At 63.8% G+C, this 22,876-nt stretch carries 19 protein-coding genes and 2 pseudogenes; 5 read left to right on the top strand and 16 right to left on the bottom strand.

The genetic code is table 11. The annotated features are described in order from the left end of the window. The 3 genes and pseudogenes from QZ266_RS10440 to QZ266_RS10430 form a co-directional block, all read left to right on the top strand. Positions 1–435 (top strand): annotated as a pseudogene (locus QZ266_RS10440) (glycine dehydrogenase); the annotation flags it as partial. Position 436: 1 nt separating this feature from the next. After that, positions 437–2,011: an aminomethyl-transferring glycine dehydrogenase subunit GcvPB gene (gene gcvPB / locus QZ266_RS10435; RefSeq protein WP_366523935.1), complete on the top strand. Its 1,575-nt coding sequence runs from the start codon at positions 437–439 to the stop codon at positions 2,009–2,011. Between the two features lie 328 nt (positions 2,012–2,339). Then, positions 2,340–2,645, top strand: a complete 306-nt coding sequence (locus tag QZ266_RS10430; protein WP_295694892.1) for a hypothetical protein — start codon at positions 2,340–2,342, stop codon at positions 2,643–2,645. A gap of 8 nt (positions 2,646–2,653) precedes the next feature. Here QZ266_RS10430 and QZ266_RS10425 read toward each other — a convergent pair whose 3' ends face one another. The 11 genes from QZ266_RS10425 to QZ266_RS10375 all read right to left on the bottom strand — a co-directional run bounded on the left by QZ266_RS10425 (position 2,654) and on the right by QZ266_RS10375 (position 12,910). Next, on the bottom strand, positions 2,654–3,958 hold the full coding sequence (locus QZ266_RS10425; RefSeq protein ID WP_295694890.1) for a type II toxin-antitoxin system HipA family toxin: 1,305 nt from the start codon (positions 3,956–3,958) through the stop codon (positions 2,654–2,656). Continuing rightward, the gene (locus tag QZ266_RS10420) at positions 3,955–4,314 is read right to left on the bottom strand and encodes a helix-turn-helix transcriptional regulator (protein ID WP_295694888.1); all 360 of its coding nucleotides are present in this window, start codon (positions 4,312–4,314) and stop codon (positions 3,955–3,957) included. The genes QZ266_RS10425 and QZ266_RS10420 overlap by 4 nt, the downstream gene beginning before the upstream one ends. 201 nt (positions 4,315–4,515) lie before the next feature. After that, a complete protein-coding gene (locus tag QZ266_RS10415; RefSeq protein ID WP_295694886.1) occupies positions 4,516–5,067 on the bottom strand; it encodes a F0F1 ATP synthase subunit B in 552 nt (183 codons plus the stop codon). A 3-nt stretch (positions 5,068–5,070) separates the two neighbouring features. After that, positions 5,071–5,640 (bottom strand): F0F1 ATP synthase subunit B', encoded by a 570-nt coding sequence (locus tag QZ266_RS10410; protein ID WP_295694885.1) that lies wholly within the window; start codon positions 5,638–5,640, stop codon positions 5,071–5,073. A gap of 77 nt (positions 5,641–5,717) precedes the next feature. Next, on the bottom strand, positions 5,718–5,942 hold the full coding sequence (locus QZ266_RS10405; protein WP_138511683.1) for a F0F1 ATP synthase subunit C: 225 nt from the start codon (positions 5,940–5,942) through the stop codon (positions 5,718–5,720). Between the two features lie 58 nt (positions 5,943–6,000). Next, positions 6,001–6,795: a F0F1 ATP synthase subunit A gene (locus QZ266_RS10400; RefSeq protein ID WP_295694878.1), complete on the bottom strand. Its 795-nt coding sequence runs from the start codon at positions 6,793–6,795 to the stop codon at positions 6,001–6,003. Between the two features lie 53 nt (positions 6,796–6,848). After that, positions 6,849–7,175, bottom strand: coding sequence for an AtpZ/AtpI family protein (locus QZ266_RS10395; RefSeq protein WP_295694874.1), 327 nt, complete (start codon positions 7,173–7,175; stop codon positions 6,849–6,851). A 123-nt stretch (positions 7,176–7,298) separates the two neighbouring features. Beyond that, positions 7,299–10,745 (bottom strand): chromosome segregation protein SMC, encoded by a 3,447-nt coding sequence (gene smc, locus QZ266_RS10390; protein WP_295694872.1) that lies wholly within the window; start codon positions 10,743–10,745, stop codon positions 7,299–7,301. Positions 10,746–10,827: 82 nt separating this feature from the next. Continuing rightward, positions 10,828–11,586, bottom strand: coding sequence for a thioredoxin domain-containing protein (locus QZ266_RS10385; RefSeq protein ID WP_295694869.1), 759 nt, complete (start codon positions 11,584–11,586; stop codon positions 10,828–10,830). An 8-nt stretch (positions 11,587–11,594) separates the two neighbouring features. Next, entirely contained in the window at positions 11,595–12,368 is a 774-nt protein-coding gene (locus QZ266_RS10380) for a thioredoxin domain-containing protein (protein ID WP_295694866.1), read from the bottom strand. 23 nt (positions 12,369–12,391) lie between these two features. After that, positions 12,392–12,910: a DUF721 domain-containing protein gene (locus QZ266_RS10375; protein ID WP_295694895.1), complete on the bottom strand. Its 519-nt coding sequence runs from the start codon at positions 12,908–12,910 to the stop codon at positions 12,392–12,394. Positions 12,911–12,984: 74 nt separating this feature from the next. On the opposite strand from QZ266_RS10375, the gene mutY reads away from it, so the two are divergent. Further along, the gene (gene mutY / locus QZ266_RS10370; RefSeq protein ID WP_295694863.1) at positions 12,985–14,043 is read left to right on the top strand and encodes an A/G-specific adenine glycosylase; all 1,059 of its coding nucleotides are present in this window, start codon (positions 12,985–12,987) and stop codon (positions 14,041–14,043) included. On the opposite strand, the gene QZ266_RS10365 is transcribed toward mutY, so the two are convergent. The 3 genes from QZ266_RS10365 to rnhB all read right to left on the bottom strand — a co-directional run bounded on the left by QZ266_RS10365 (position 14,028) and on the right by rnhB (position 18,359). After that, positions 14,028–16,604 carry an ATP-binding protein gene (locus tag QZ266_RS10365; RefSeq protein WP_295694860.1) on the bottom strand — a complete coding sequence of 859 codons (2,577 nt, stop codon included), beginning with the start codon at positions 16,602–16,604 and terminating at the stop codon, positions 14,028–14,030. The genes mutY and QZ266_RS10365 overlap by 16 nt on opposite strands. A gap of 10 nt (positions 16,605–16,614) precedes the next feature. Further along, a complete protein-coding gene (locus QZ266_RS10360) occupies positions 16,615–17,694 on the bottom strand; it encodes a site-specific DNA-methyltransferase (protein WP_295694857.1) in 1,080 nt (359 codons plus the stop codon). A gap of 77 nt (positions 17,695–17,771) precedes the next feature. Continuing rightward, a complete protein-coding gene (rnhB, locus tag QZ266_RS10355; protein ID WP_367178238.1) occupies positions 17,772–18,359 on the bottom strand; it encodes a ribonuclease HII in 588 nt (195 codons plus the stop codon). Positions 18,360–18,450: 91 nt separating this feature from the next. Here rnhB and QZ266_RS10350 point away from each other — a divergent pair. Then, a pseudogene (locus QZ266_RS10350) lies at positions 18,451–20,880 on the top strand (EAL domain-containing protein). A gap of 26 nt (positions 20,881–20,906) precedes the next feature. On the opposite strand, the gene QZ266_RS10345 reads toward QZ266_RS10350, so the two are convergent. Together QZ266_RS10345 and QZ266_RS10340 are read right to left on the bottom strand one after the other, a co-directional pair. After that, entirely contained in the window at positions 20,907–22,028 is a 1,122-nt protein-coding gene (locus QZ266_RS10345) for a PA0069 family radical SAM protein (protein ID WP_295694853.1), read from the bottom strand. A 65-nt stretch (positions 22,029–22,093) separates the two neighbouring features. Then, positions 22,094–22,876 (bottom strand): methyl-accepting chemotaxis protein (locus tag QZ266_RS10340; protein ID WP_295694850.1); only part of this gene is annotated, 783 nt, incomplete at its 5' end.

The raw sequence follows: 22,876 nt of genomic DNA, 5'->3' as shown, positions 1-22,876 counted from the left end.
CGCCGCGGCTATGTGCTGACCCTGTCGACCCGCGAGCAGCATATCCGCCGAGACAAGGCGACCTCCAATATCTGCACCAATTCGGGCCTCTGTGCGCTGGCCTGGACCATTCACATGACGCTGCTCGGCGAAAAGGGACTGACCCAGCTCGCCCGCCTCAACCACGAGACGGCGTGCGAGTTGGCCGATGTGCTGGGCTCGATCCCGGGCGTGGAAGTGGTCAATGACAGCTTCTTCAACGAGTTCACCCTCCTGCTGCCGAGAAATGCGGACCAGGTGGTCAATGACCTCGCCGGGTTCGGCGTGCTGGGCGGTGTACCCGCCAGCCGTCTCTATCCGGGCCGGTTCGAGAATTATCTGATCGTGGCTGCGACCGAAACCAACACGCCGGAAGACATTGCCGTCTTCGCGAAGGCGCTGGCAGGAGTGCTTTGAGATGGGCATGAATACGCAAGGACGTCCCACCCGAATGGCTGAGAATATCGCCACCGGGGGCTATGCCGACACGATTTCGGGCAGCCGTGGTCTCGACCAGGCCGAAGCGCTCATCTTCGAGCGCGGCGACATGGATCGCTGCGGCGTTGACCTGCCGGAACCCAAGGGGCTCAAGACCCGTCTGGGCGGCCTCGAGCGCCAGGGCGAGATCGGTTTGCCCGGCCTCGCCGAGCCGGAGACGATGCGCCACTATGTGCGCCTGAGCCGGAAGAATTATGCCATTGATCTGGGCCTCTATCCGCTCGGCTCGTGCACGATGAAGCATAATCCGCGCCTCAACGAGAAAGTCGCGCGCCTGCCCGGCTTCGCCGATGTGCACCCGCTGCAGCCGGCCGCGACCGTGCAGGGCGCCTATCAGGTCATGGACGAGCTGGCCCATTGGCTGATGACGCTGACCAATATGCCCGCTGTCGCCCTGTCGCCGAAAGCCGGTGCTCATGGCGAGTTCTGCGGCATGATGGCGATCCGGGCCCGTCTCGACGCCGATGGCCAGACCCATCGTCGCCGGGTGCTCGTGCCCGAAAGCGCCCATGGCACCAATCCGGCCACCGCGGTCCAGTGTGGCTTCACCGTTGACGAGATCCCGGCGGACAAGACCGGCCGGGTCGACATGGAGGCCTTCAAGGCCAAGCTCGGCGATGATGTCGCCGGCATCATGCTGACCAACCCCAATACGTGCGGCCTGTTCGAGCGGGATATTCGGGAGATCGCGGACCTGATCCACGAGGCGGGCGGCTATTTCTATTGCGACGGCGCCAATTTCAACGCCATTGTCGGCCGGGTCCGCCCGGGTGATCTGGGCGTGGATGCGATGCACATCAATCTGCACAAGACCTTCTCCACCCCGCATGGCGGCGGTGGTCCGGGTTCCGGCCCGACCGTTTTGTCTGATGCGCTGGCGCCGTTTGCTCCGGTGCCTTACGTCGTCGAGACCGAGAAAGGTCGACTCGCGATGGTGGAGCACATGGCCGACGCCAAGGGTGACCCTTTCGGCCGCATGGCCGCCTTCCATGGCCAGATGGGCATGTTCACCCGCGCGCTCACCTACATGATGAGCCATGGTTCGGATGGGCTGAAGCAGGTGGCCGAGGATGCGGTGCTCAACGCCAATTACATCCAGGCCCGGCTGAGCCCTGTCATGACGGTGGCCTTTGAGGGTACCTGCATGCATGAAGCCCTGTTCGATGACCGTTTCCTCAAGGATACGGGGGTGACCACGCTCGACTTCGCCAAGGCGATGATCGATGAGGGCTATCACCCGATGACCATGTATTTCCCGCTGGTCGTGCACGGCGCCATGCTGATCGAGCCGACCGAGACCGAGTCGATGAGCGGTCTGGATCGCTTTATCGAAGTGCTCGAAGCCCTCGCTACAGCCGCGAAGGACGGGGACACGGACCGTTTCCTGGCCGCCCCTGTGCATGCGCCGACCAAGCGTCTCGACGAGACCCGGGCGGCCCGTCAGCCGGTGCTGCGCTGGACACCGCCGATCGACACGGTCGAAGCGGCGGAATAGACCGGTTCTTGTCCGGGACTGTCATGGAGACGGTCCCGGATGACAGCCGCTTCTTGAGCGAGATAAATTATGCGCACGGTCATCGCAGTGCGGGCACTTTGCCAGTGCCGCGATGAATGGGTCTTTCGGAACGCCCTTTGCTGCAACACCGGTTTGTGAAACCGGTGCGCAGATGCAACATGCCGCGGACGAGTATCAGGCGGTGCCTGAATTTCGGCGCTTTTGTCTCGCATTGGGGTGATGTTTACGCGTTTATGGTTGTCTGTCTGTCTGCGCGCCCCATATCGATGGTGCGCCCCGACAGACGGGGTTGGAGATGGTTGCAGCAATGAATGAGAGCCTGAATGGTTGGGCCAGAAGCCACCCGATCGGCGCCTTTGTGGTGCTGATCATCCGTGGCATCTGCATCGCCATTGGTCTCATCCTGATGGTGCTGTCAGTCCCGATCGCGATCCTGACACCTTTCCCGCTTGTGCCGATCGGCGCTTTCGTTGGCCTGTTCGGCCTCATCCTCGTCGCCGGTGCCTCCAAGACCTTGCATGCCAAGATCACGAGCTTGTTGCGCCGCTGGCCCTGGCTGTGGAAGCGTGTGCGCTGGGCCTTCGGCGAAAAGGATGTGGACCCGGCTGAATAGCCGTAATCCTAGGTCCAGTCAGTCCGGAAACTCGATCGCGCTTGCCGGGCGAGCGTGTCCGGCACGCCCGCTGCCTCCACATGTTTTGACCAATTCCCTGCCGCCGCAAGGATCTCGTCCAGCATCGCGTGGAGACGCGCCGGCTTGATATCGGCGAAGCGCCCGAAGCGGATCAAGTCTTCCAGTGTAAACCCGTCCGTCTTGCTTGCCAGGGACATCTGGTGCTGCGAGGTCCAGGGGCCGGACGGGTTGTAGGCATGTACCACGTCATAGGCTGGAGCGAGCGACCAGCGCCCCGCCTTGTCCATCAGGAAGGCGATGTTCTTCACATGGTCGTCCTGGTTGCGGATGACGATGTTGAGCAGGGCGCGCCGTACCATGTCCTTCCGCGCCTGATGGTCGAGGCCGAGCATACGGATGGTCTCGATCGCCTGTTCATAGCTGTAGGCGCGCGATTGGTTGAAATCGAAATGGCGCATCGCGCTCAGCGTCTGCATGTGCAGCCTGCCGCCGGTGGGCGTGCGGTCGAAGCGGCGGGTCATGAAGTGCGCGCGGCCGCCTTCCTCGTGCAGCCGGCAATCGGCCATGGTGACCCCGGCCTCGCGCGCCAGCAGGTGACAGGCATACTCCAGCCGGCCATAGCCGAGCGGATCAGCAATCTCCTTGTCAGCATTCTCGCTGACTCCGTCGAACTTCAGCAGCCAGGGCTCAAAGCCGGCCGCAAGGTCGAGTTGACCCGATCGAAATTCCCCCGTGGCCGGATTCCAGGCCAGGACAGCCTTGGCCCGCGCGCCGCCGGCAGACGTGCCGACACGCAATATGTCCTCGAGCACAAGATGGTCGCCATCGCCGGTCAGCCGCCCCTTCAGTTCCAGGCGGTCCTTGACGATGCGGTCGGCAAGCCCGACCAGTCCGCTGACGTCCAGTGCGCGGTCCGTGCCATCGGAGCCAGCGCGCGCCGCAGGTTCGAATTCCAGGGCACCCATGCCCCGACGTCCGGTATAGCAAAGCCGCTCCACTGGATTGAAACTGCCTGGCTCGCGGCCCTGTTCGGCCAACCAGCGATTGATCAGGAGATTGCCGAATTTGTCCGGCAGGCTGTCAGCCAGCAGGCCGGGCAGGCCCCTGAAGGTTCCGCGAGGGAGGTCGGGAAATTGGAAAACACCGGGCTGAAGTGGCATGGTGAGGGGGGCTGGCTCGATTCCGGATCGGGTGAATTCCGGCACGTATTCGAAAGCCCCCACCTCACGCGTATCATCCCACAGGGCTGCCCCGATCCGGCGGCCCCACAGGATGACATCGGCGCGAGTCATGCCTCGTCCTCATCACCCCATTGCCAGGGGCGATCCGGCACGGGTGCGCTGTCGCGGACACGCTGGCGGGCTTGCTTCTGGCCGCTCCGCGGATCGAGCGGGTTGAGGGTTGCATCCGGCACCAGCGCGAGCAGCCGGTCCCCGATACCGAGCGCGCGAAGCACGCGAGCGACCGTGTCCAGCGTCCCGTTTCCGCCTGATTCAAGCCGTCTGAGTGTCCGGCTGGAGATGCCGGCCTGTTTGGCGAGGTCTTCCTGCTTGATACGGCGGGCAATCCGGTAACGTTCGATTTGCGTGCCCAATTGTTCGAGCAGTGCATCGATTGGCTTGAGCGCGTCGGATTTATAATCAGCCATATTCGTCCGGTTATGTGCAAAAACTCGTTTAACCGGACGAGTACATTCTGTTTCGAAGGCTGTCAAATAGGAACTATGAGTCCGGTTACCTCTCATAATGGCCATTATCGGTAGTATCTGTCCGATTGGACGTGGTCTGGCCATGAAAAAAGCCCGCAGCTTGCGCCGCGGGCTTGTTGTCATCTCAGGGCCGGTAGCGGCCTAGTTGAGCTGTTCGCCAACCGATTTGATGTCGGCGTCGACGATCTTGTTCAGATCGGTCTTCTTCAACTGCGTCTTGAGGATTTCCTCAGCCGCCTGGGCAGCGAGCTCGGCAGCGGCGGCTTTGACTTCCGCGGTGGCCTGGGCTTCGGCCTGGGCGATGCGCTGCTCGGCCATGGCCGTGCGGCGTTCGAGACGCTCGGTCATTTCCTTGCGGGCTTCCGCTTTCAGCGACTTCGCCTCGGTCTTGGCCTGGGTGATGATCGCTTCGGCTTCGGCTTCCGCCTCGCGCTGCTTGCGCTGATAGGAGGCCAGCATTTCAGCGGCATCCTCACGCAGGCGTTTGGCCTCGTCCAGCTCCGAGGAGATGGCATCGGCGCGGTCATCCAGCGTCTTGGCAATCGTCTTGTGGACGCCCATGCGCAGAAGCAGGGCAAAGAAGACGATCAGGGCCAGGAAGGCAAAGAAGGACGGGTCACCCGGCTGGGCAGCCAGCCATTCCATCAGGCTCTGGCTTTCACCATGTCCGGTTTCTTCAGCACGGATCATCATGGCCTAGGCCTCCTTCGCCTTGAGCAGGCCGTCGACGGCCTTGCCGGCATCGGCCTCGGAGACATCCACGCCGGCAAGTGCCGCGACAGCCGCAGACGTTGCCGTGGTCGCGATCCCGCGGACTTCGGAAAAAGCCTTTTCCTTGGCCTTGCGGATCGCCGCTTCCGCGGTTTCCTGCTTGGTCGCCAGTTCGGCTTCCACGCCAGCGGTTTCCTTGGCGATCTCGGCGTCGAGCGCCTTGCGCGTATCCGCCGCAATGACATGCGCCTTGGTACGCGCTTCAGCGAGCGATTTTTCATACGCTTCGCCGGCGGCCTCGGCATCAGCCTTGGCCTGGGCGGCAGCGTCCAGATCGTCCGCGATCCGATCGCGGCGGTCTTCGATCGTCGTCTTGATCTTCGGCAGAATGAAACGATCCAGCGCGACGTACAAAATCACGAAGAAGATCGTCAGCCAAAAGAGCTGCGACGCGAAATAGGTCGGGTCGAAGGGCGGGAACACGCCCGAATCTGCATGGTCGGCAGCAGCGTCGGCGACGTGTTGTGCCACTTCTGAATGCGGTGCGTGCGTCATGGGACGCCGGCTCCTCTAATCAGGTGGAGCAAAAGGAGAGGGGCCGCATCCGGTGATGCGGCCACCTTCCTGAATAATCAGACGGCGAACAGCAGCAGCAGGGCAATGAGCAGCGAGAAGATGCCCAGAGCTTCCGTCACGGCGAAGCCGAAGATCAGGTTGCCGAACTGCGACTGGGCAGCCGACGGATTGCGCATGGCACCCTGCAGGAAGGAACCGAAGATGTTACCCACGCCGACAGCAGCGCCGAGCATGCCGAGGCAAGCGAGGCCAGCACCGATGTATTTGCCCATTTCTTCCATATCAAAAACTCCTTTGAGGGGGCTGTATCAGGTTGTTGCGGTTTGTGACGCCTGCGGATCAGTGACCCGGATGCAGGGCGTCGTTGAGATAAATGCAGGTCAGCACCGCAAACACATAGGCTTGCAGGAAGGCGACCAGGAATTCGAGAGCGGTCAGGCCGAGCGTCATCGCGAACGGCGCGATGCCGAAGATGTAGCCCGGGATCGGACCCCATTCCATGCCGACGGTCCAGGCCGCGAGCCCGACGACGAAGCCGGCGAAGACCTTAAGCAGGATGTGTCCGGCCAGCATGTTGGCAAACAGACGCACGGAATGGCTGATCGGACGCGAGATGAAGGAAATGATCTCGATCGGCGTCACAATGAAAAGCAGCGGCCAAGGCACGCCGGACGGTACGAAGAGGCGCAGGAATTTGGCACCATTCTTATAGACGCCGTAGACAACGACGGTCAGCCAGACCAGCAGGGCCATCGCAACCGTCACGATCAGGTGGCTGGTCACGGTGAAGGAGTGGGCACCCGGCGCCGGGAAATAAGGGAACATGCCGAGCATGTTGGCGACCAGGATGAAGATGAAGAGCGTAAAGACGAAGGGGAAGAAGCGCAGGCCTTCCTGACCGGCGGACGAGCGGACCATGTCGGCGACAAAGCCGTAAATGATCTCGGCCACCGACTGGGCGCGGTTCGGCACCAGGGCCCGGCTCGACATGGCGATCGTGAACAGTCCGATGGTCAGAACCGCCGTCAGCATCATGAAGTAGCTGGAATTGGTGAACGCCAGATTCAGACCGAATGCCTCGAAGGGAAAGACTTCGTGGATTTCGAACTGTTTGATCGGGTTGGTGTCTGCCACGCCCGGCCTCTTTCATGTCTTGCGGCTTGCGCCGTCTTGAACCCGTGAAACCGTCAGGCGCTATCGCCGTCGGACTCCGAACTTATCTCGCGTGCGGCGCGCACCACATTAAGAGTGCCTGCCGCGAAACCCAGCATCGTACCGATGATCAGACCGAAAGGACTGATTCCGGCGATGAGGTCGAGCCCGAAGCCCAGCACACCGCCAACCAGCACGCCGCCGAAGAATTCTGACCCGTAACGCATTCCCAGCGACCAAGCGGAGCTGGGTGGTTTTCCGGCCGGTTCCTGGTGCTTGCTGCGCTTCGCATCAATGCGCTGCTGCAGCTCGTCCAGATCGGCTCGGGAATGGGTGCGCGGGTTGTCGTCTTCGCCTGACATGTTGGACCGGTCTGCCTGCGGAAGAAGAGCCCCCCACAGGCGCGCGCACACTATCCACGGCCCTGCGGCAAGTCAAGCAAGCCTGCGCGCTTGGTAAGTTGCTGATATAATTGATCGTATTCGCTACTCGGCGGCGACAAGCTGTTCCGCGCTCACCAGGTCGACCGAGACCAGCTGGGAAACGCCCCGTTCGGCCATGGTGACCCCGTAGAGCCGGTCCATGCGCGACATGGTCAGCGCGTTGTGGGTGATGACCAGGAAACGTGTCTCCGTCAGGCGGCGCATTTCCGCCAGCATCCGGCAATAGCGATCTACATTGGCGTCATCCAGCGGGGCATCGACCTCGTCGAGGACACAGACCGGTGCCGGATTGGACAGGAAGACCGCGAAGATCAGGGCCGAGGCGGTCAGGGCCTGCTCGCCACCGGACATGAGTGCCATATTGTCCAGCCGCTTGCCCGGCGGGCAGGCGAAGATTTCCAGACCGGCTTCCAGCGGATCATCATGCTCGGTCAGGCGCAGCTCGGCATGCCCCCCCTCGAACAGGGTCTCGAACAGCGTCTGGAAGTGGTTATTGACGATGTCGAAGGCTTCCAGCAGTCGGGCGCGACCCTCGCGGGACAATTCCTCGACCGCCTTGCGCAGACGCGCGATCGCTTCGATGAGATCATCGCGCTCACGCGTCATCTCCTCGATCTTGGCGGATAATTCCTCGGCCTCGTCATCGGCGCGCAGATTGACCGCGCCCAGTCGCTCACGGGACTGGCGGGCCTCGTCCAGGCGACGCTCCAGCTCCGACGGGGTGAGTTCGGACATTTCGTCCTCGTCAAAACGCGTGCTGAGCGTACCCGGCGCTTCGCCGGTCGCGTCCTGCAGCCGGTCCGTGGTTTCGGCCAGGCGGTCGCGGGCGGCGGTGAGCGTCGCTTCGGCGGCGGCGCGGCCTTCCCGGGTGGCGGAGGCTGCGGCTTCCGCCTGGCGGGCAGCGCTGTCGGCCTGCTTCACTTCGCCCTCATTGGCTGAGGCTGCCTGGCGGGCGTCCTCGGCTGTCGCTTCCGCCTTGCGCAGCTTGCCGGCCAGTTCGAAGAGCTGATCCTCGATCACTTCGGGGCGGGCGCGGGCGGTCTCGAGGCGTTCCTCAGCGCCGGTGCGCTCGGTGGCGATTTCTTCCAGACGCGCCTCGGCCGACTTGCAGCGTTCCGCCCAGGCATCATGATCACGCTTGAAGCCCATACGGCGCTGACGGCGTTGTTCGCGTTCGCGCTTGACGCTTTCCAGTGCGGCGCGGGCATCGGCGGCAGCACGGCGTGCCCCGTCGGCGGTTTCGCGCGCGGCATCGAGGGCGTCTGTATCGCCCTCGGCTGTCTCCGCCTCGACCAGCATCGCACGGGCCTGGTCGATGGCGGCGCGGTTCTCCGCCTGTTCGGCGGTCAGCCGGTCGAGACGTTCTTCCAGAGCCGTGGCGCGGGCGGCGTCCTTGGCCGCGTGTTCGCGCAGATCGGAGATCCGCGCGAGGGTGTCACGTGACTGGCGCTCGGCCGGGCCGATCCTGGCGCGGGCCCCGGCTTCCGCTTCCCGGGTCGTGCGGGCGGTTTCGCGAGCCGAGGCTTCTGTGTCGCGCGCCTGGTCATGGGCGGTGGCGCTCTCATCCAGCTCGGCCCGGATGGCATCCAGGCGGTTCTTCTGTTCCAGCCGCGCGACCGCGGCCGACGGCGCGTCCGCTCGCGCGACCAGGCCATCCCAGCGCCACAGATCACCTTCGCGGGTGACCAGGCGCTGACCTGGCTTGAGCTTGATGGCCGCATTGGCAGCCTTCTCGGACTTGATCACGCCCACGGCATCGAGTCGGGCCTTCAGCGCCGGCGGAGCCTGGACGTGGTCGGAGAGGGGCACGCAGCCGCCGGGCAGACTGTCAGCATGGCAGCCCGTCTCGGCCCAGTGCCGTGAGGCGCTGGCATCGAGCGAGGCGTCCAGATCATCCCCCAGCGCCGCGGCGAGAGCATGTTCATAGCCCGGGCGGGCGCGGACTGCCTCGATGGCGGGGGAGAGGGTCTCGGCCTGGGATCCGGCAAGCAGGCGCTCCAGCGCCAGCGTTTCGCGCTCCAGCGTTTCGCGCTGGCCGGAGGCTTCACGCCAGGCATCGGCGGCGGCTTCCAGCGCCTGGGCGGCCGATTGGCGGGCGGTTTCGGCGGTCTCGAGCGCGGCGCGAGCCTCGAGGAGCGCGGTTTCTGCGCTGCCGGCTTCTGTCTCGGCCCGCTCCAAATCCGACAGGGCGGTGGACTTGCGGACCCGGTCGAACTCGGCCCGCGCCGATTCAATCTCGCGATCAATCTGGGCGAGGCGGGATTCATGACGGCCGAGATCGCGCCGGGCGGTTTCGATCGAGGCCCGCTTGTCAGCCGCCTCGGCGGCGCGGCGGTCAAGCTCTTCCTCGGCGGCCTGGCGGGTGGTTTCGGCTTCGTTCGAGGCCGTTTCCGCGCTGTCCAGCGACGCCTGTTCGCGGCTGGTTTCCTCGTCGAGGCGGGCAATCTGGTTTTCCGCCTCGGCCCGGCTGGCGCGGGCGTCCTCGGCAATATCGGTTTCCCGCCGTGTGGCATTGGCCAGGTCGTCCAGGCGGCGTTCCAGTCCGTGAATGGAGCGCTGAACCTCTTCCGCGTCGCGCTGCAGGCGGTCACGCTCGCGCTCCAGCAAGCGCAGGGCGGCGGCCGCTTCGGCCTCGGCCTGGCGTGCCGGTTCGCGCGAGGCGGCGAGGACTTCGGCCCGGGTTCGCGCTTCGGCGGCGGCGAGCGAGGCGTCCTCGGTGGCCGTCTGCTTGTCGGCCAGGCTGGCCTCGGCGGTTTCCACGGCGCTCGCCGCCTCGCGCCAGCGATTGAGCCAAACAGCCGCTTCCAGCGAGCGGATTGAGGCGGAGAGCTTGCGATAGCGCGAAGCCTGCCGGGCCTGGCGCTGGAGCGAGCCGTGGCGGGCGGTGATCTCGTCGATCACTTCCTGCAGCCGGTCGAGATTGGTCTCGGCGCCTTTCAGGCGCAGCTCGGCCTCATGGCGGCGGGCGCGCAGACCGGACACGCCGGCGGCCTCTTCCAGGACGCGGCGACGGTTTTGCGGCTTGGAGGCGATCAGTTCGGAAATCTGGCCCTGGCGGACGAGGGCGGGCGAATTGGCGCCCGTACCGGCATCCATGAAGAGGAGCTGGACATCCTTGGCCCGCACTTCCTCGCCATTGATCTTGTAGGCGGAACCGGCGCCGCGGGTGATGCGCCGTGTGACGTCGAGCGTGTCGGCGTCGTTGAAACGGGCCGGGGCGAGCTTGTCGGCATTGTCGACCGAGAGCACGACTTCGGCAAAATTGCGGGAAGGGCGGGCATCGGTACCGGCGAAGATCACGTCTTCCATGCCGTCACCGCGCAAGGATTTGGCAGAGGTCGCGCCCATCACCCAGCGCAGGGCCTCAAGCAGATTCGACTTGCCGCAACCGTTGGGTCCGATCACGCCTGTTAGGCCCGGATCAATTCGTAATTCCGTCGGTTCGACGAATGACTTGAATCCGGCCAGCCTGAGCTGTGTGAACTTCACCCGGTCTCCCTTGCGCCGCGAATACCCAGTTTGACATCCAATTGCGGCGGTGGCGTGAAGCCGGACTGTTCAGAATGCCTGCCTAGTCTGCCGAATCGGTCACATCGAGGAAGTGAAGGATGATTCGGCGGAAAGAGTCTTCGTCCAAACGACCGGGAACCGTTTCTCCATTGATCAGAAGCGGTTCGCCGCCATGCAGGAAGATGGTCGGACCGGCCATGGCGTGATTGTGGGTCCCGCTTTCCTCGCCTTCATGGCCAATGGCAAGCAAATCCCCATTGATGATGAAGCTCGGCGTGGAGCGGATACCGTCCTCAGCGGCCGCAATGGCGTATGCGTTGACGCGCTCATTGGCCGCCGGATCCTGGAGGCAGGCCAGAAGCCCTTCCGCCGATCCGCCCGTCGCCGCGGCAATGCGGTTATAGACGGCCAGTACATCGCCGCCATCACGGGCGGTCTGGAAGATCGTCGCCTGTTCGGCGAAGAGCAGGTCAACCGCATGGAAATAGCGGTCTTCCGGAATGCATTCGGAGAGGATAATGCCCGCTCCGGCAATCTGCGGCGGCGAGGTCAGCATCGGCCGGATCGAATAGCGAATGAGGCCGGTCTCGACGAATTCCCTGTCGATCATCGGCCAGACATCGGTCTGGAAGGAGGCGCAATGCGGGCAGGCAAAGGAGGCGTATTCAATGATCAGAAGATCAGCGTCCGGCGCCCCTGTCACCCGATCCGTCGGGCGCAGCTCGCCGGCACCGTCGGCAAGCTGGGCCTGGGCCAGTCCTGGCAAGGCCAGGGACGCAGCGAGGGCGAATGTGGTGACAAGGTTACGCAGGACGCTCATGGCAGGCTCTATTCTTCTGTCGTGTCGGCAGCGCCGTTGTCACTCTCAGCTCCGGCGGAAGTCTCGGCAATGAGATGGTTGAGGATGCGGCGGAAGGTTTCCTCATCCGAGAAATTCGGCACCGGCTCGCCATCGATGAGCAGCTGGCGATTGCCGAGATAATAGGTGAAGGCCGACTCACCCGGCGCGCGGCGCGAGTCGAGCAATTCGCCATTGAAGACGAAACGCGGCGTACCGGTAATGCCCTCATCGCCGGCGCGGTCATTCGAATCCAGAATGTCCTGGGTGATGGTCTCGTCGGACAGACACTGGTTGAAATCGGCTTCGCTCATGCCCATCGCGCTGGCAATCGCGAGATACTGGTTGCGAGCACTGCCCTGGGTCTGGGCGGCCTGGAAGATGGCATTCTGCTGCTGGAAGAGCAGGCTGACCATGTCGTAATAGCGATCTTCCGGCACGCAATGGGCCAGTGAGAAGCCGGCAATGGCGAATTGCGGCGAGCCGGTGATCATCTCGCGCAGGACGAAACGGACCTGACCGGTCTCGATGAACTCTTCCTCGATCATCGGGAAGACTTCATTGTGGAAGGTGGCGCAGTGGCCGCAGGCCACGGAAGCGTATTCGATCATGGTGATCGGCGCGGTCGGGCTGCCAAGACCACGATCGCCTTCGCGCTCGAAACTGGTCTGGCCACCGGCGGGTGCATCGCTGCCGCCACAGGCAGACACGGCGAGCGCAGCCGTTATGGCTGCAGCGGAGAAAAGTCGTCGGGTCAGGCTCATTTCAGGGTCCCCCTGCCAGTAGGTCACGATCCCTCGCGGGCTTTGACCGATCTTTCAAACCGGTTCAGCGCCGACAATAGGCGGGCCTCGGTCGTTTGTTCCACCCCCTCGCTCACTTGTGACGATGATTTCATGGGCTTCACGGATGCTTGAGCCGCAGGCGGCGTGGCCGGAGCCGAGCGCCGGGCCTGGCCGTGGATGACCCGGATCCGCGTCGGTGCACGATCCCCGGCGAAGGTGCGCACCCGCTCCAGGATGCGACGCGACTCCGCCTGCAGGATAGCTCCGGCAGCGCCGCGGGCCCGGATAACAAGCGTGTTGATGCCGCCGGAGCGCTGGATCGTCTCCGGCTCGCTCCACTTGGCCAGGCGTTCGCCGACAATCTCGCTCCAATGTTCGCGCAACTGCTCGACTCCGACCCCGAACTGACGGGCGAGCGGCTTCATCACCCGCTCCACCGCACGCACGATGGAAGGCTGTGGCCGCGCAGCCGGGCGGCCCCGGCGACTGCTGATGAAGTCGCTGGCAGCTTGTTCCAGCATTGACGGAGGCGGTTTGCGCATCATGCTTCCAGTGTCGCTTTGAATGCCTTCGCCCGCAACCGGTCTGCCCTGTCATGACATCTGCTATTCCCCGCCTGCGCGAGACCTTGCTGGACTGGTATGACCGAGAAGGCCGCAGCCTGCCCTGGCGGATCCGTCCGGAAGACCGGTCTGCAGGTGACGTCGCGGATCCCTATGCGATCTGGCTTTCGGAAATCATGCTGCAACAGACCACGGTGCCGCATGCGACGCCCTATTGGCATCGCTTCCTCGCTCTGTGGCCGCGGGTCGAGGATCTGGCCGCCGCGCCGCGTGATGATGTGCTGCGGGAGTGGGCCGGGCTGGGCTATTACGCGCGGGCTCGCAACCTGCATGCCTGTGCCGTTGCCGTGACCGAGGCGCATGCCGGTCAATTCCCGGACACCATGGACGGACTGCGCGCGCTGCCGGGGATTGGTGACTACACGGCCAATGCCATCCTGGCCGCGGCCTTTGACAAGCCGGCCAGCGTGGTCGACGGCAATGTCGAACGGGTCATCACCCGTCTCCATCGCATTGCCACGCCCATGCCCAGGGCCAAGCCGGAAATCCGTCGCGAGGCCGGGGCGATCGCCGATCCGCGGCGCTCGGGCGATTATGCGCAGGCGATCATGGATCTCGGCGCCACCATCTGTACCCCGCGCAAGCCCGATTGTGCGGCCTGTTGCTGGCAATTTGCCTGCGCCGCGGCGCAGGTCGGCGATATGGAGCACTATCCGATCAAGGCGCCGAAGAAGACCAAGCCTGTCCGCCACGGGACGGCCTGGCTGGTGCGGCGCGAGGGCCAGATCTGGCTGCGCCGGCGCGCCGAGACCGGTTTGTTGGGTGGCATGACCGAAGTGCCGTCCAGTGACTGGATCGAGGCGGAGTCCGGCCGCCTGAGCCTGCCGTTTGAGGCCGTCTGGGTGCCGCGCGGCGTCGTGCGCCACATCTTCACGCATTTCGAATTGCGCCTGGATGTGCGTGAGGTCGAAGTCGCAGCGGATTGGGAACCGGAAACCGGCTATTGGGCAGAGGAAAGGGCGCTGGACGCCGAGGCCTTGCCCAGTGTCATGCGCAAAGTGCTCGGGAGTCGCGGTCAGTCGGGTCGGTAAGGTCGGCTTTCGCGGGCCCGGCGCATGGCTTCGAAAAGGGTCGCGGCCTTGAGTGGCTTGGTCGCAAAGGAATCCATTCCCGCACCGAGGCAGATGTCCGCATCCTGCCGGGACGCATTGGCCGTCAGGGCTGTCACCGGGATGTCGCTCCAGGCCCGATCGCTCTCGCGCAGGCGCCGGGTGGCTTCCAGGCCATCCATGATCGGCATGCGCACATCCATCAGCACTATGTCGAAGGGCTCACGGTCCAGGGCCTCGAGCGCCAGCTGGCCATTCTCCGCCTCGGTGATCGTGACCTGAAGGGATTTGAGGAAGGCCATTGCGACCTGCCGGTTGATGAAATTGTCCTCGACCAGCAGGACGCGCAAACCACACAGGGGCGCGTACATCGGATCTGTCGCCAGATCGTCGGGCGCGCGGTCTTCCAGTCTGACCTCTGCCACGCCGGTCTGTTCCGCGCGCAGGGTGAAGACGAAGGTCGAGCCTTTTCCAGGGACGGACCGGGCGGTGATGTCGCCGCCCATGAGGCGGGCCAGGTCGCGGGCGATGGAGAGGCCCAGACCGGTGCCGCCAAACTCGCCGGCAATAGCCGCCTCGGCCTGGCTGAATGGAGCGAACAAGATGTCCAGCTTGTCTGGCGCGATGCCGATGCCCGTGTCGGAGACGGTGATTTCCAGCGTGCCGCTCGCCCCGGCCAAGGCGGACCAGCGCGCCGCAATGGCAACAGAGCCGGTCTGGGTGAATTTGATCGCATTGGACACCAGGTTGGCGATGCACTGACGGGTCCGCAGGGCATCGATCTCGAGCTGGGCGGGCAAGTCCGGATCGAGTGTCAGGGTGAAGTCCAGCGCCTTCGCCGCCGCCGTGGCCTCGAACAGGGAGTGCAAATCGCCGAGGAGCGTTGCCGGCGAAGCCGGTTCCAGCGAGATGTCCATCTTGCCGGCTTCAATCTTGGACATGTCGAGCACGTCGTTGAGGATTGCGGTCAGAGTCTCGCCGCTCTCCTGGATCATGCGCGCCTGGTCCTGGCGCTGTTTGGAGCGCGAGGACGCACGCAGGACCTGGGCGAGACCGAGAATGCCGTTCAGAGGCGTGCGGATCTCGTGGCTGATATTGGCGAGGAATGCGTTTTTCGCGCGATTGGCGGCTTCCAGGTCCCGGGTGCGTTCGGCGACCCGGCTTTCCAGGTTCTCGAAGGCCTCGGCACTGTCGAGCCGCTGCTCTTCCAGGGTCCGAGCCAGCGCGCCGATTTCATGTGGCGCGCCCAGCACGCGTGTGAGGGCCGGGTTATCGGCCGCCGGCGCCGGGCGTGTTGCCCCGAAATGCCGGGTCAGGTCGACCAGCGGGCGAACCACGCTGCGGAACAGGAGGAAATAGGCCAGCAGGGCCTGCAGGGCGACGCCAAGCAGGCCAAGGCCGAGCGTGAAGACAAGTTGTGACGCGATATCGCGGCGCAGGATGGTGCGATCGACAACAGACAGACTCATCCAGCCCGGACCGTCCAGGCGCGCAAAGGCAATGATCCAGCGCCCGTCCGCACTGCCGATTGTGCCGGATGTCTCGGACGCCGGAAGCGCCTGCAACTGATCGATAATGGCCTGCAGGCCAAAGCGTGCATAAAGCGCGGCAACCAGGTCCTCCGTGACATTTTCGCCAAACAGGTCCGGATGGGCGATCAGATTGCCGAACTGGTCGATCAGCATGTTCACGCCATGCGGCGGCGGGTTGGCCATCGCCGCTTCGAAATAGTCGCCAAGCTGGATGGTTGTGCCGAAAGCGCCGATCGCTTCTCCGGCAACATCATAGGGCGTGAAACAGCCGGTGGTGAGCGCTTGGGCATCCCGCACATAGATGAGCTGGCTCAGCTCACCGCATACGAAGTTGCGGTCGGGATTGTTCTCCGGTCGCGACAGGGCGGTGAAGTCGGCATTGTTGATGTCAAATGTCGCGGTGGCTTCGCGGCGATAGAAAAGGAGTCGATCCTCGCGGCCGGCGGCGGAGATCACCAACTCATTGTCGAAGGTGAAAAAATAGATGTTGTCGACCAGGCCGGAGAGGCTCTGGCCGGTGCTGTCGACAACCTGGTAAGCCGCGACTAGGCGGCGGCGCTCCACGTCCGACCAGCCGCCGGGGCGATTGAGATAGGCCCCGACGCCAGAATGATGATTGCCAAGCGTGTCGTGATAGCCGTCGAACAGATCATCCCGGCTGCGTCGCGTCCCGTCTTCCTGAAGCGGGAAAAGTGCGTCGAATTCGGCCGCAACAGCGTCGTCTGACAGACCTTGAAGACCCGCCTCCAGGCGCGTGATGGAGGTCTGGTGAACCTGGGTGACGGTCTCGAACAGGGTGCCATTCCGGCGCCCGCGCTCATCGATGTAATCTTCCAGCTGCACGAGCTGCTGGTTTTCGAGCTGCGTCCAGAATGCAAGCCCGGCGACCAGAACGCCCGACCCGGAGACGAGAATCGAGGTCACCAGGATGACGGTCAGCATGGTCCAGGCGATCGAGGTCGGGCGCCCGGTTGCGACTTCGGCGTTGGGCGCGCGGGAACTCCCGGTCATGCGAGAGGCCTCAATTCTCAAGCGTGGCACGGATCTCCGCACGCATGACGTCGATCGGTGCCAGGCCCTGCTTGGTGCGAATGTGCCAATAGGTCCAGCCATTGCAGGAGGGAGCACTCTGGAGCTGGGCCCCGACCTGATGGATTGATCCGGCGCGGTCACCGGCAATCAGCGATCCGTCGGCCCGGACCCGGGCGGTGTGACGTCCCTTGGGGCAATAGAGTGTGTCGCCCGGCTTGAGCATGCCGCGTTCGACCAGGGCGCCGAACGGGATGCGCGGCTGGGCGCGCTTGGACTGGGTAACATCCAGCGTGTCGCCGGCCGCCGGAGCGATGGCATCAAGACGGTTCCGGGCGACCTCGAGATAGGATTGGTCGCGCTCGATACCGATATAGTGGCGACCGAGGCGTTTCGCGGCCGCACCGGTCGTGCCCGTTCCGAAGAAGGGGTCGAGAACCACGTCGCCCGGATTGGTCGTCGAGAGCAGGACGCGGTGAAGCAGGGCTTCCGGCTTTTGCGTCGGATGCGCCTTCTTGCCGTCGGCATCCTTGAGGCGTTCGCCGCCGGTACAGATCGGCAGGGTCCAGTCGGAGCGCATTTGCACACCGTCATTGAGGGCTTTCATGGCCGCATAGTTGAAGGTCGGGCGGGCGTCCTTGGTCTTGGCGGCCCAGATCAGGGTCTCGTGCGCATTGGTAAAGCGCGTGCCCTTGAAGTTCGGCATCGGATTGGACTTACGCCAGATGATGTCATTGAGCACCCAGAATCCGGCATCCTGGAGAATGCCGCCGACGCGGAAAATATTGTGATAGCTGCCAATCACCCAGATCGCGCCATTCGGCTTGAGGACACGGCGGGCCTCTTCCATCCACTTCCAGGTGAACAGGTCATACTCGTCAAATCCACCGATCTGATCCCAGTCATTATCGACCGCGGAGACCTTGGAATTGTCGGGGCGGTGGAGATCGCCGCCGAGCTGGAGATTGTAGGGCGGGTCAGCGAAAACCAGGTCAACACTCTCGTCGGGAAGCGATTTCATCACTTCCACGCATTCACCTTCAAGGATCTGGTCGATCTTTGTCTTGGCCATGACACGCCACTCCACTCGCATTTCAGGAGCAAGTTTTCGGGCAAACAGGGCTAACGGGCCGTTAACGCTGAATCAAGTTATCCACATTGATTCGCATCTGTGGAAAACCGGGATTCGAGCGCGGCGCGGACCGGCGCGTAGGATCGTCGGTGGATGGGCGTGACGCCCAGGTCTCGCAGCGCCTGCTTGTGGGCCGGACTGGGATAGCCCTTGTGGCCATCCAGCCCGTATCCCGGAAAACGCGCGGCGGCGTTCATCATCAGATCATCGCGCAGGGTCTTGGCGATGATCGAAGCCGCACTGATACAGGCCTTGCTGGCATCGCCCTTCACGATCGCGTCGGCCGGGCAGGGCAGTCCGGGTGGAATCCGGTTGCCGTCGATGAGGACATGGTCCGGGCGGATCGGGAGCCGTGCGACGGCACGCGCCATGGCGCGCATGGTCGCATGAAGGATGTTGAGCCGGTCAATCTCGGTCGGTTCGGCGATGCCGATCCCGACCCAGGCGTGGGCCCGGATCAGCGGGACCAGGGCGCGTCGACGGGCCTCTGTGAGGGCTTTGGAATCCCCCAACCCCTCGATCGGTCGTGCCGGATCGAGGATCACCGCTGCTGTGACAACGGGACCAGCAAGCGGCCCGCGTCCGGCTTCATCGACCCCGGCGATCCTGCGCGCGGAATCAGCATCGTCCCCGTTAAGGCTATGACCGGGTTTTTGTGGAAAGCTCACACTCAAAGCAGATCCTTTGGGGCATTTGGTGTTTCGCGTTTATCATAGCCTGACGGTTGAACACGATCTTCGGTTGGTGGCTGTCGCAGCGCTTCTGTGCGCGCTGTCGGCGCTGGCGGCAAGCTTTCTGGTGCGTCGCGCCCAGGCGGCCGAGTCCGCACGGCAACCGGCCTGGCTGCTCTTCGCGGGCTTCGTCACAGGGACCGGGGTCTGGGGCACGCATTTCGTGTCCATGCTGGCCTATGAAAGCGCGACCCCTGTTGCGTTTCGACTGATCGAGACGGCGGTATCGCTCCTTCTCGCGGTTGTCGTTTCCACCGGCGGCTGGGCCGTCGCGGTTCGATGGACCCATCGTTATGCAGCGCCGATCGGTGGCGCCGTTGTCGGTGGCGGCATTGCCGCGATGCATTTCGTGGGCATGGAGGCCATGCGGGGCAGCGCGATCGTGAGCTGGGATTTCGGCCTGGTGATCGCCGCCCTGGCGCTGGGCGTGCAGTTCTCCGCAGCCGCGGGGGCCTTGATGCTGGGCCTGAATGATCGCCGCGGCGTGATCGGCGGGGCCGCTCTTCTGGTCGGGGGCGTCGTCAGCCTGCACTACATCTCCATGGGCGCGATGCAGCTGGACCCGGTCATGGCCGAGGCCCTGCCGAGCGGTTCCCTGTCGCCCAAATTGCTGGCTGTCACGATTGCGCTGGGGGCGGTCTTTGTCGCCAGTGTCGGCCTTGCGACCGCCGTGATCGATCAACATCTCGGTCAGCGCCGGCAAGCAGAAACGCGCCGCATCCGGGCCCTGGCGGAAGCGACCTTTGAAGGCGTGGTCATGGTGCGCGATGGCATGATGCTCGACATGAATGAGCGCTTTTGCGAGATGCTCAATCTTGAGCGCGATGACCTCGTTGGCATGCCGCTCGCAAAGCTGGCGCTGGATTATGGCGCGATCGAAGCCATGCATGAGGCCGATGATGGCGATGCGCTGACCTGCCGGTTGCGCTGTCGCGATCGTGCCGAGATGACGGCCCAGGTCCGGTCGCGCTGGATGGATTTCGGCGGCGAAGAAGCCCGGCTGTTCGTCTTTCGGGATATTTCCACCGAGGAGCGCGCGCGGGCGCGCATGACCCATCTGGCGCATCATGACACGCTGACGGGCCTGCCCAATCGCCTGAAATTCCGCGAGGCGCTCGAGGTTGAACTCAAGAAGGCCTGGAATGAAGATTCCCTCGTCGCCCTGATGTTCTTCGATCTCGACCGCTTCAAGGAAGTCAATGACGTCCACGGGCATGCCACCGGGGACCGATTGCTGGTTTCAGTGTCGGAGCGTTTGCTGGACGCCCTGCCGCGCAATGCCATCGCGGCGCGGTTGAGCGGCGATGAGTTTGCCGTTCTCCTGCCGGATGTGAGCTGCCGCGAGGATGTGCTGACCACCGCGCAGCGCGTGGTCAATAATGTCGGATCGCCCCTGAGCATCGGGAAGCTGCATCTCAAAGTATCGGCCTCGGGTGGGGTCACGCTCTTCCCGCTGGACGGCGAGGACCCGGACAAATTGATGAACCAGGCCGACCTGGCTCTCTATCGGGCCAAGGGTGAGGGCCGGAACCGGGTCTGTGATTTCGACCCCAAGCTCGGCATGATGATGCAGGAGCGCCGCATGCTGGAGGCGGATCTGGCGCTGGCGATCGAGGACGATCTTCTGACGCTCAATTTCCAGCCGCAAATCCGCCTGGGTGACGGCCGCATCTCGGGCTTCGAGGCGCTGGTGCGCTGGCATGACGACCGCCGCGGCAATGTCGCGCCGACGGAATTCGTGCAGATCGCCGAGGAATCCGGCCTGATCCTGAAAATGGGTGAGTGGGTGATTGAAACGGCCTGTCGCGAAGCGGTCGGCTGGCCCGATGACCGTCGGGTCGCGGTCAATGTCAGCCCGGCCCAGTTCAAGCAGGGCAATCTTGTCTATTCGGTCCAGCGCGCCCTTGCGAAATCCGGACTGGCCCCGCACCGGCTCGAGATTGAAATTACTGAAGGCGTGCTCATTGATGACTAGGATCGCGCCATCAAGGTCCTGCGCGGCCTCAAGGACCTGGGCGTCGGGCTGGCCATTGATGATTTCGGGACCGGCTATTCCTCGCTCAGCTATCTGCGGGCCTTCCCCTTTGACAAGATCAAGATCGACCGGTCTTTCATGACCGGTCTGCAGAATGATCCGGAAGCCCAGATCATTGTCCGCGCCACGATCGACCTGGCGCGTGATCTGGGCATTTCGGTGGTGGTCGAAGGCGTGGAAGAATTCGACGAGCTTGGCGCGCTCGGCTTCCAGCCGGACCTGATCCTGCAGGGCTATTTGCTGTCCCGACCGATCACGCGCGGCCAGATCGCCAGCTTCGATGCCGAGTCAAAGGCCATCCGCGCGGAAATCGCCACCCTGGTCGGGTCGTCCAGACCGCTGCGGCAGCAGCAGGCCTGACGTCATCATCCAAAAAGGCTGGATCATCAAAAAAGGCTGGGTTGCGCGGCGCTCCCGAGCGGGCGTTCGAAGCGGCTTGGATCGAGAACCGCCCGCGGCGCATCCAGTTTGAAGCGTGTGATGGCCTTGCGGAAACGGCTGGCGATGAGGGTGGCATAGGGGCCGGTTCCGCGACCGCGTGTTGCCCATTGCGCGTCATAATCCTTGCCGTTGCGCATCTGCCGGATCAGCGACATGACGCGGCCCGCTGCGTCCGGCCGTTTGTCGGTCAGCCATTCTCGAAACAGGTCGCGAATTTCCAACGGCAGGCGAAGCAGGACATAGGCGGCGTTATCGGCACCAGAATCGGCCGCAGCCTCGAGCAGGACTTCAATCTCGTGATCGGTGAGGCCGGGAATGATGGGGGCCATCATCACGGTGACCGGAATGCCCGCCGCCTTGAGCGCGGTGATGGTTTCCAGCCGGCGATGCGGCGCGGCGGCGCGCGGCTCCAGGTCCCGGGCCAGACGTCGGTCGAGCGTGGTCACGGAAATGGCGGCTTTGACCAGTCCGTCCGCCGCCATCGGGGCCAGGATGTCGAGATCGCGGCGGATCAGGGCGGACTTGGTGATGACGCTGATCGGGTGCCGGTAGCGGGCACAGACCTTGAGAATGTCGCGCGTATGTTGGCGCTCGCGCTCCAGCGGTTGCCAGGCGTCGGTATTGGCCCCGATCAGGATGGGTTTGGGCTGGTAGCCGATCTTGTTGAAAATTGTTTCCAGCAGAGCCGGCCCGTCCGGTTTTGCGAAGATCACGCTCTCGAAGTCGAGGCCGGGGGAGTAGCCCCAGAAGGCGTGGCTGGGCCGGGCATAGCAATAGACGCAGCCATGCTCGCAGCCGCGATAGGGATTGATCGACTGGTCGAAGGAAATGTCGGGTGACTGATTGGTCGAGATGATGGAGCGCGACGCGTCTTTCAGGACAATGGTCGCGAGTCTGGGCGGTTCACCATCCGCTTCGGTCCAGCCATCATCGAAGGCCTCATGGACGACACTCTCATAGCGACCGGAAATGTTTGACCGAGCGCCCCGGCCTCTTGCTCCGGGGCGGTGGGGCAGAGAGGCCTCCTGAGGGGCATTAAGGGCGTAGCCACCAGGGCGCTCGGTCATGCTTCATGATGACTCAAAACCGGAACAAATCAAGAACAAAATTACGTCTTGATGATTAAGCCGGGTCAGCCGACACGGCGGACATCCTCGAGGAAGCCGACGATGTTCTCGCGCAGCTCGGTCAGGTTGGCCTCCTGCTGCGACAGGATTTCTGTCGACCCGACAACGCTTTCGACCATGTTTCGCGTGCTCAGCGTGGCGTTCTGGACGATGCCGATCCCGTTGGAAACATCACCGGTACCCAGAGCGGCTTCCGAGACGTTTCGTGCGATCTCGGCTGTTGCGGCGCTTTGTTCGGTGACCGCAGTGGCGATCGCATTGCAGGACGCGTTGATCTGTTCGATGGCGTCGGAGATATCGGTATTGGCTGACACCGCGCCGGTCATGCTGCCTTGCAATTCGCCGATCTGCTGGCCGATCTGGTCCGTGGCCTCGGCGGTCTGGCCGGCCAGCGTTTTTACTTCCTGGGCGACGATGGCAAATCCGCGCCCCGCTTCGCCGGCTCGCGCAGCCTCGATCGTGGCGTTGAGGGCCAACAGGTTGGTCTGGTCGGCGATCCCCTGGATCAGCTTGACGATATCGCCGATGCGGGAGGTCGATCCATTGAGGCCCGTGATTGTCTCACTCATCGCGCGGGACTTGTCGACGGCAGTGTCTGCGAGTCCGGCCGATTGCACGACCTGGCGGTTTATTTCCTCGATCGAGGATGTGAGCTCCTCGGCTGACGCGGCGACACTCTGCATGTTGGCGGAGGCCTCTTCAGCGCCGGCGGCGACGGTTGTGCATTGCTCTGAAGCCTGACCCGACGTGTCATCCAGCGAGGCGGCGTTTCCGCGCAGGGCCGAGAT

The organism is uncultured Maricaulis sp., from assembly GCF_905480005.1.
In the GTDB taxonomy this organism is placed as follows: Bacteria; Pseudomonadota; Alphaproteobacteria; order Caulobacterales; family Maricaulaceae; genus Maricaulis.
This window is presented reverse-complemented; position numbering and strand designations above follow the sequence as displayed.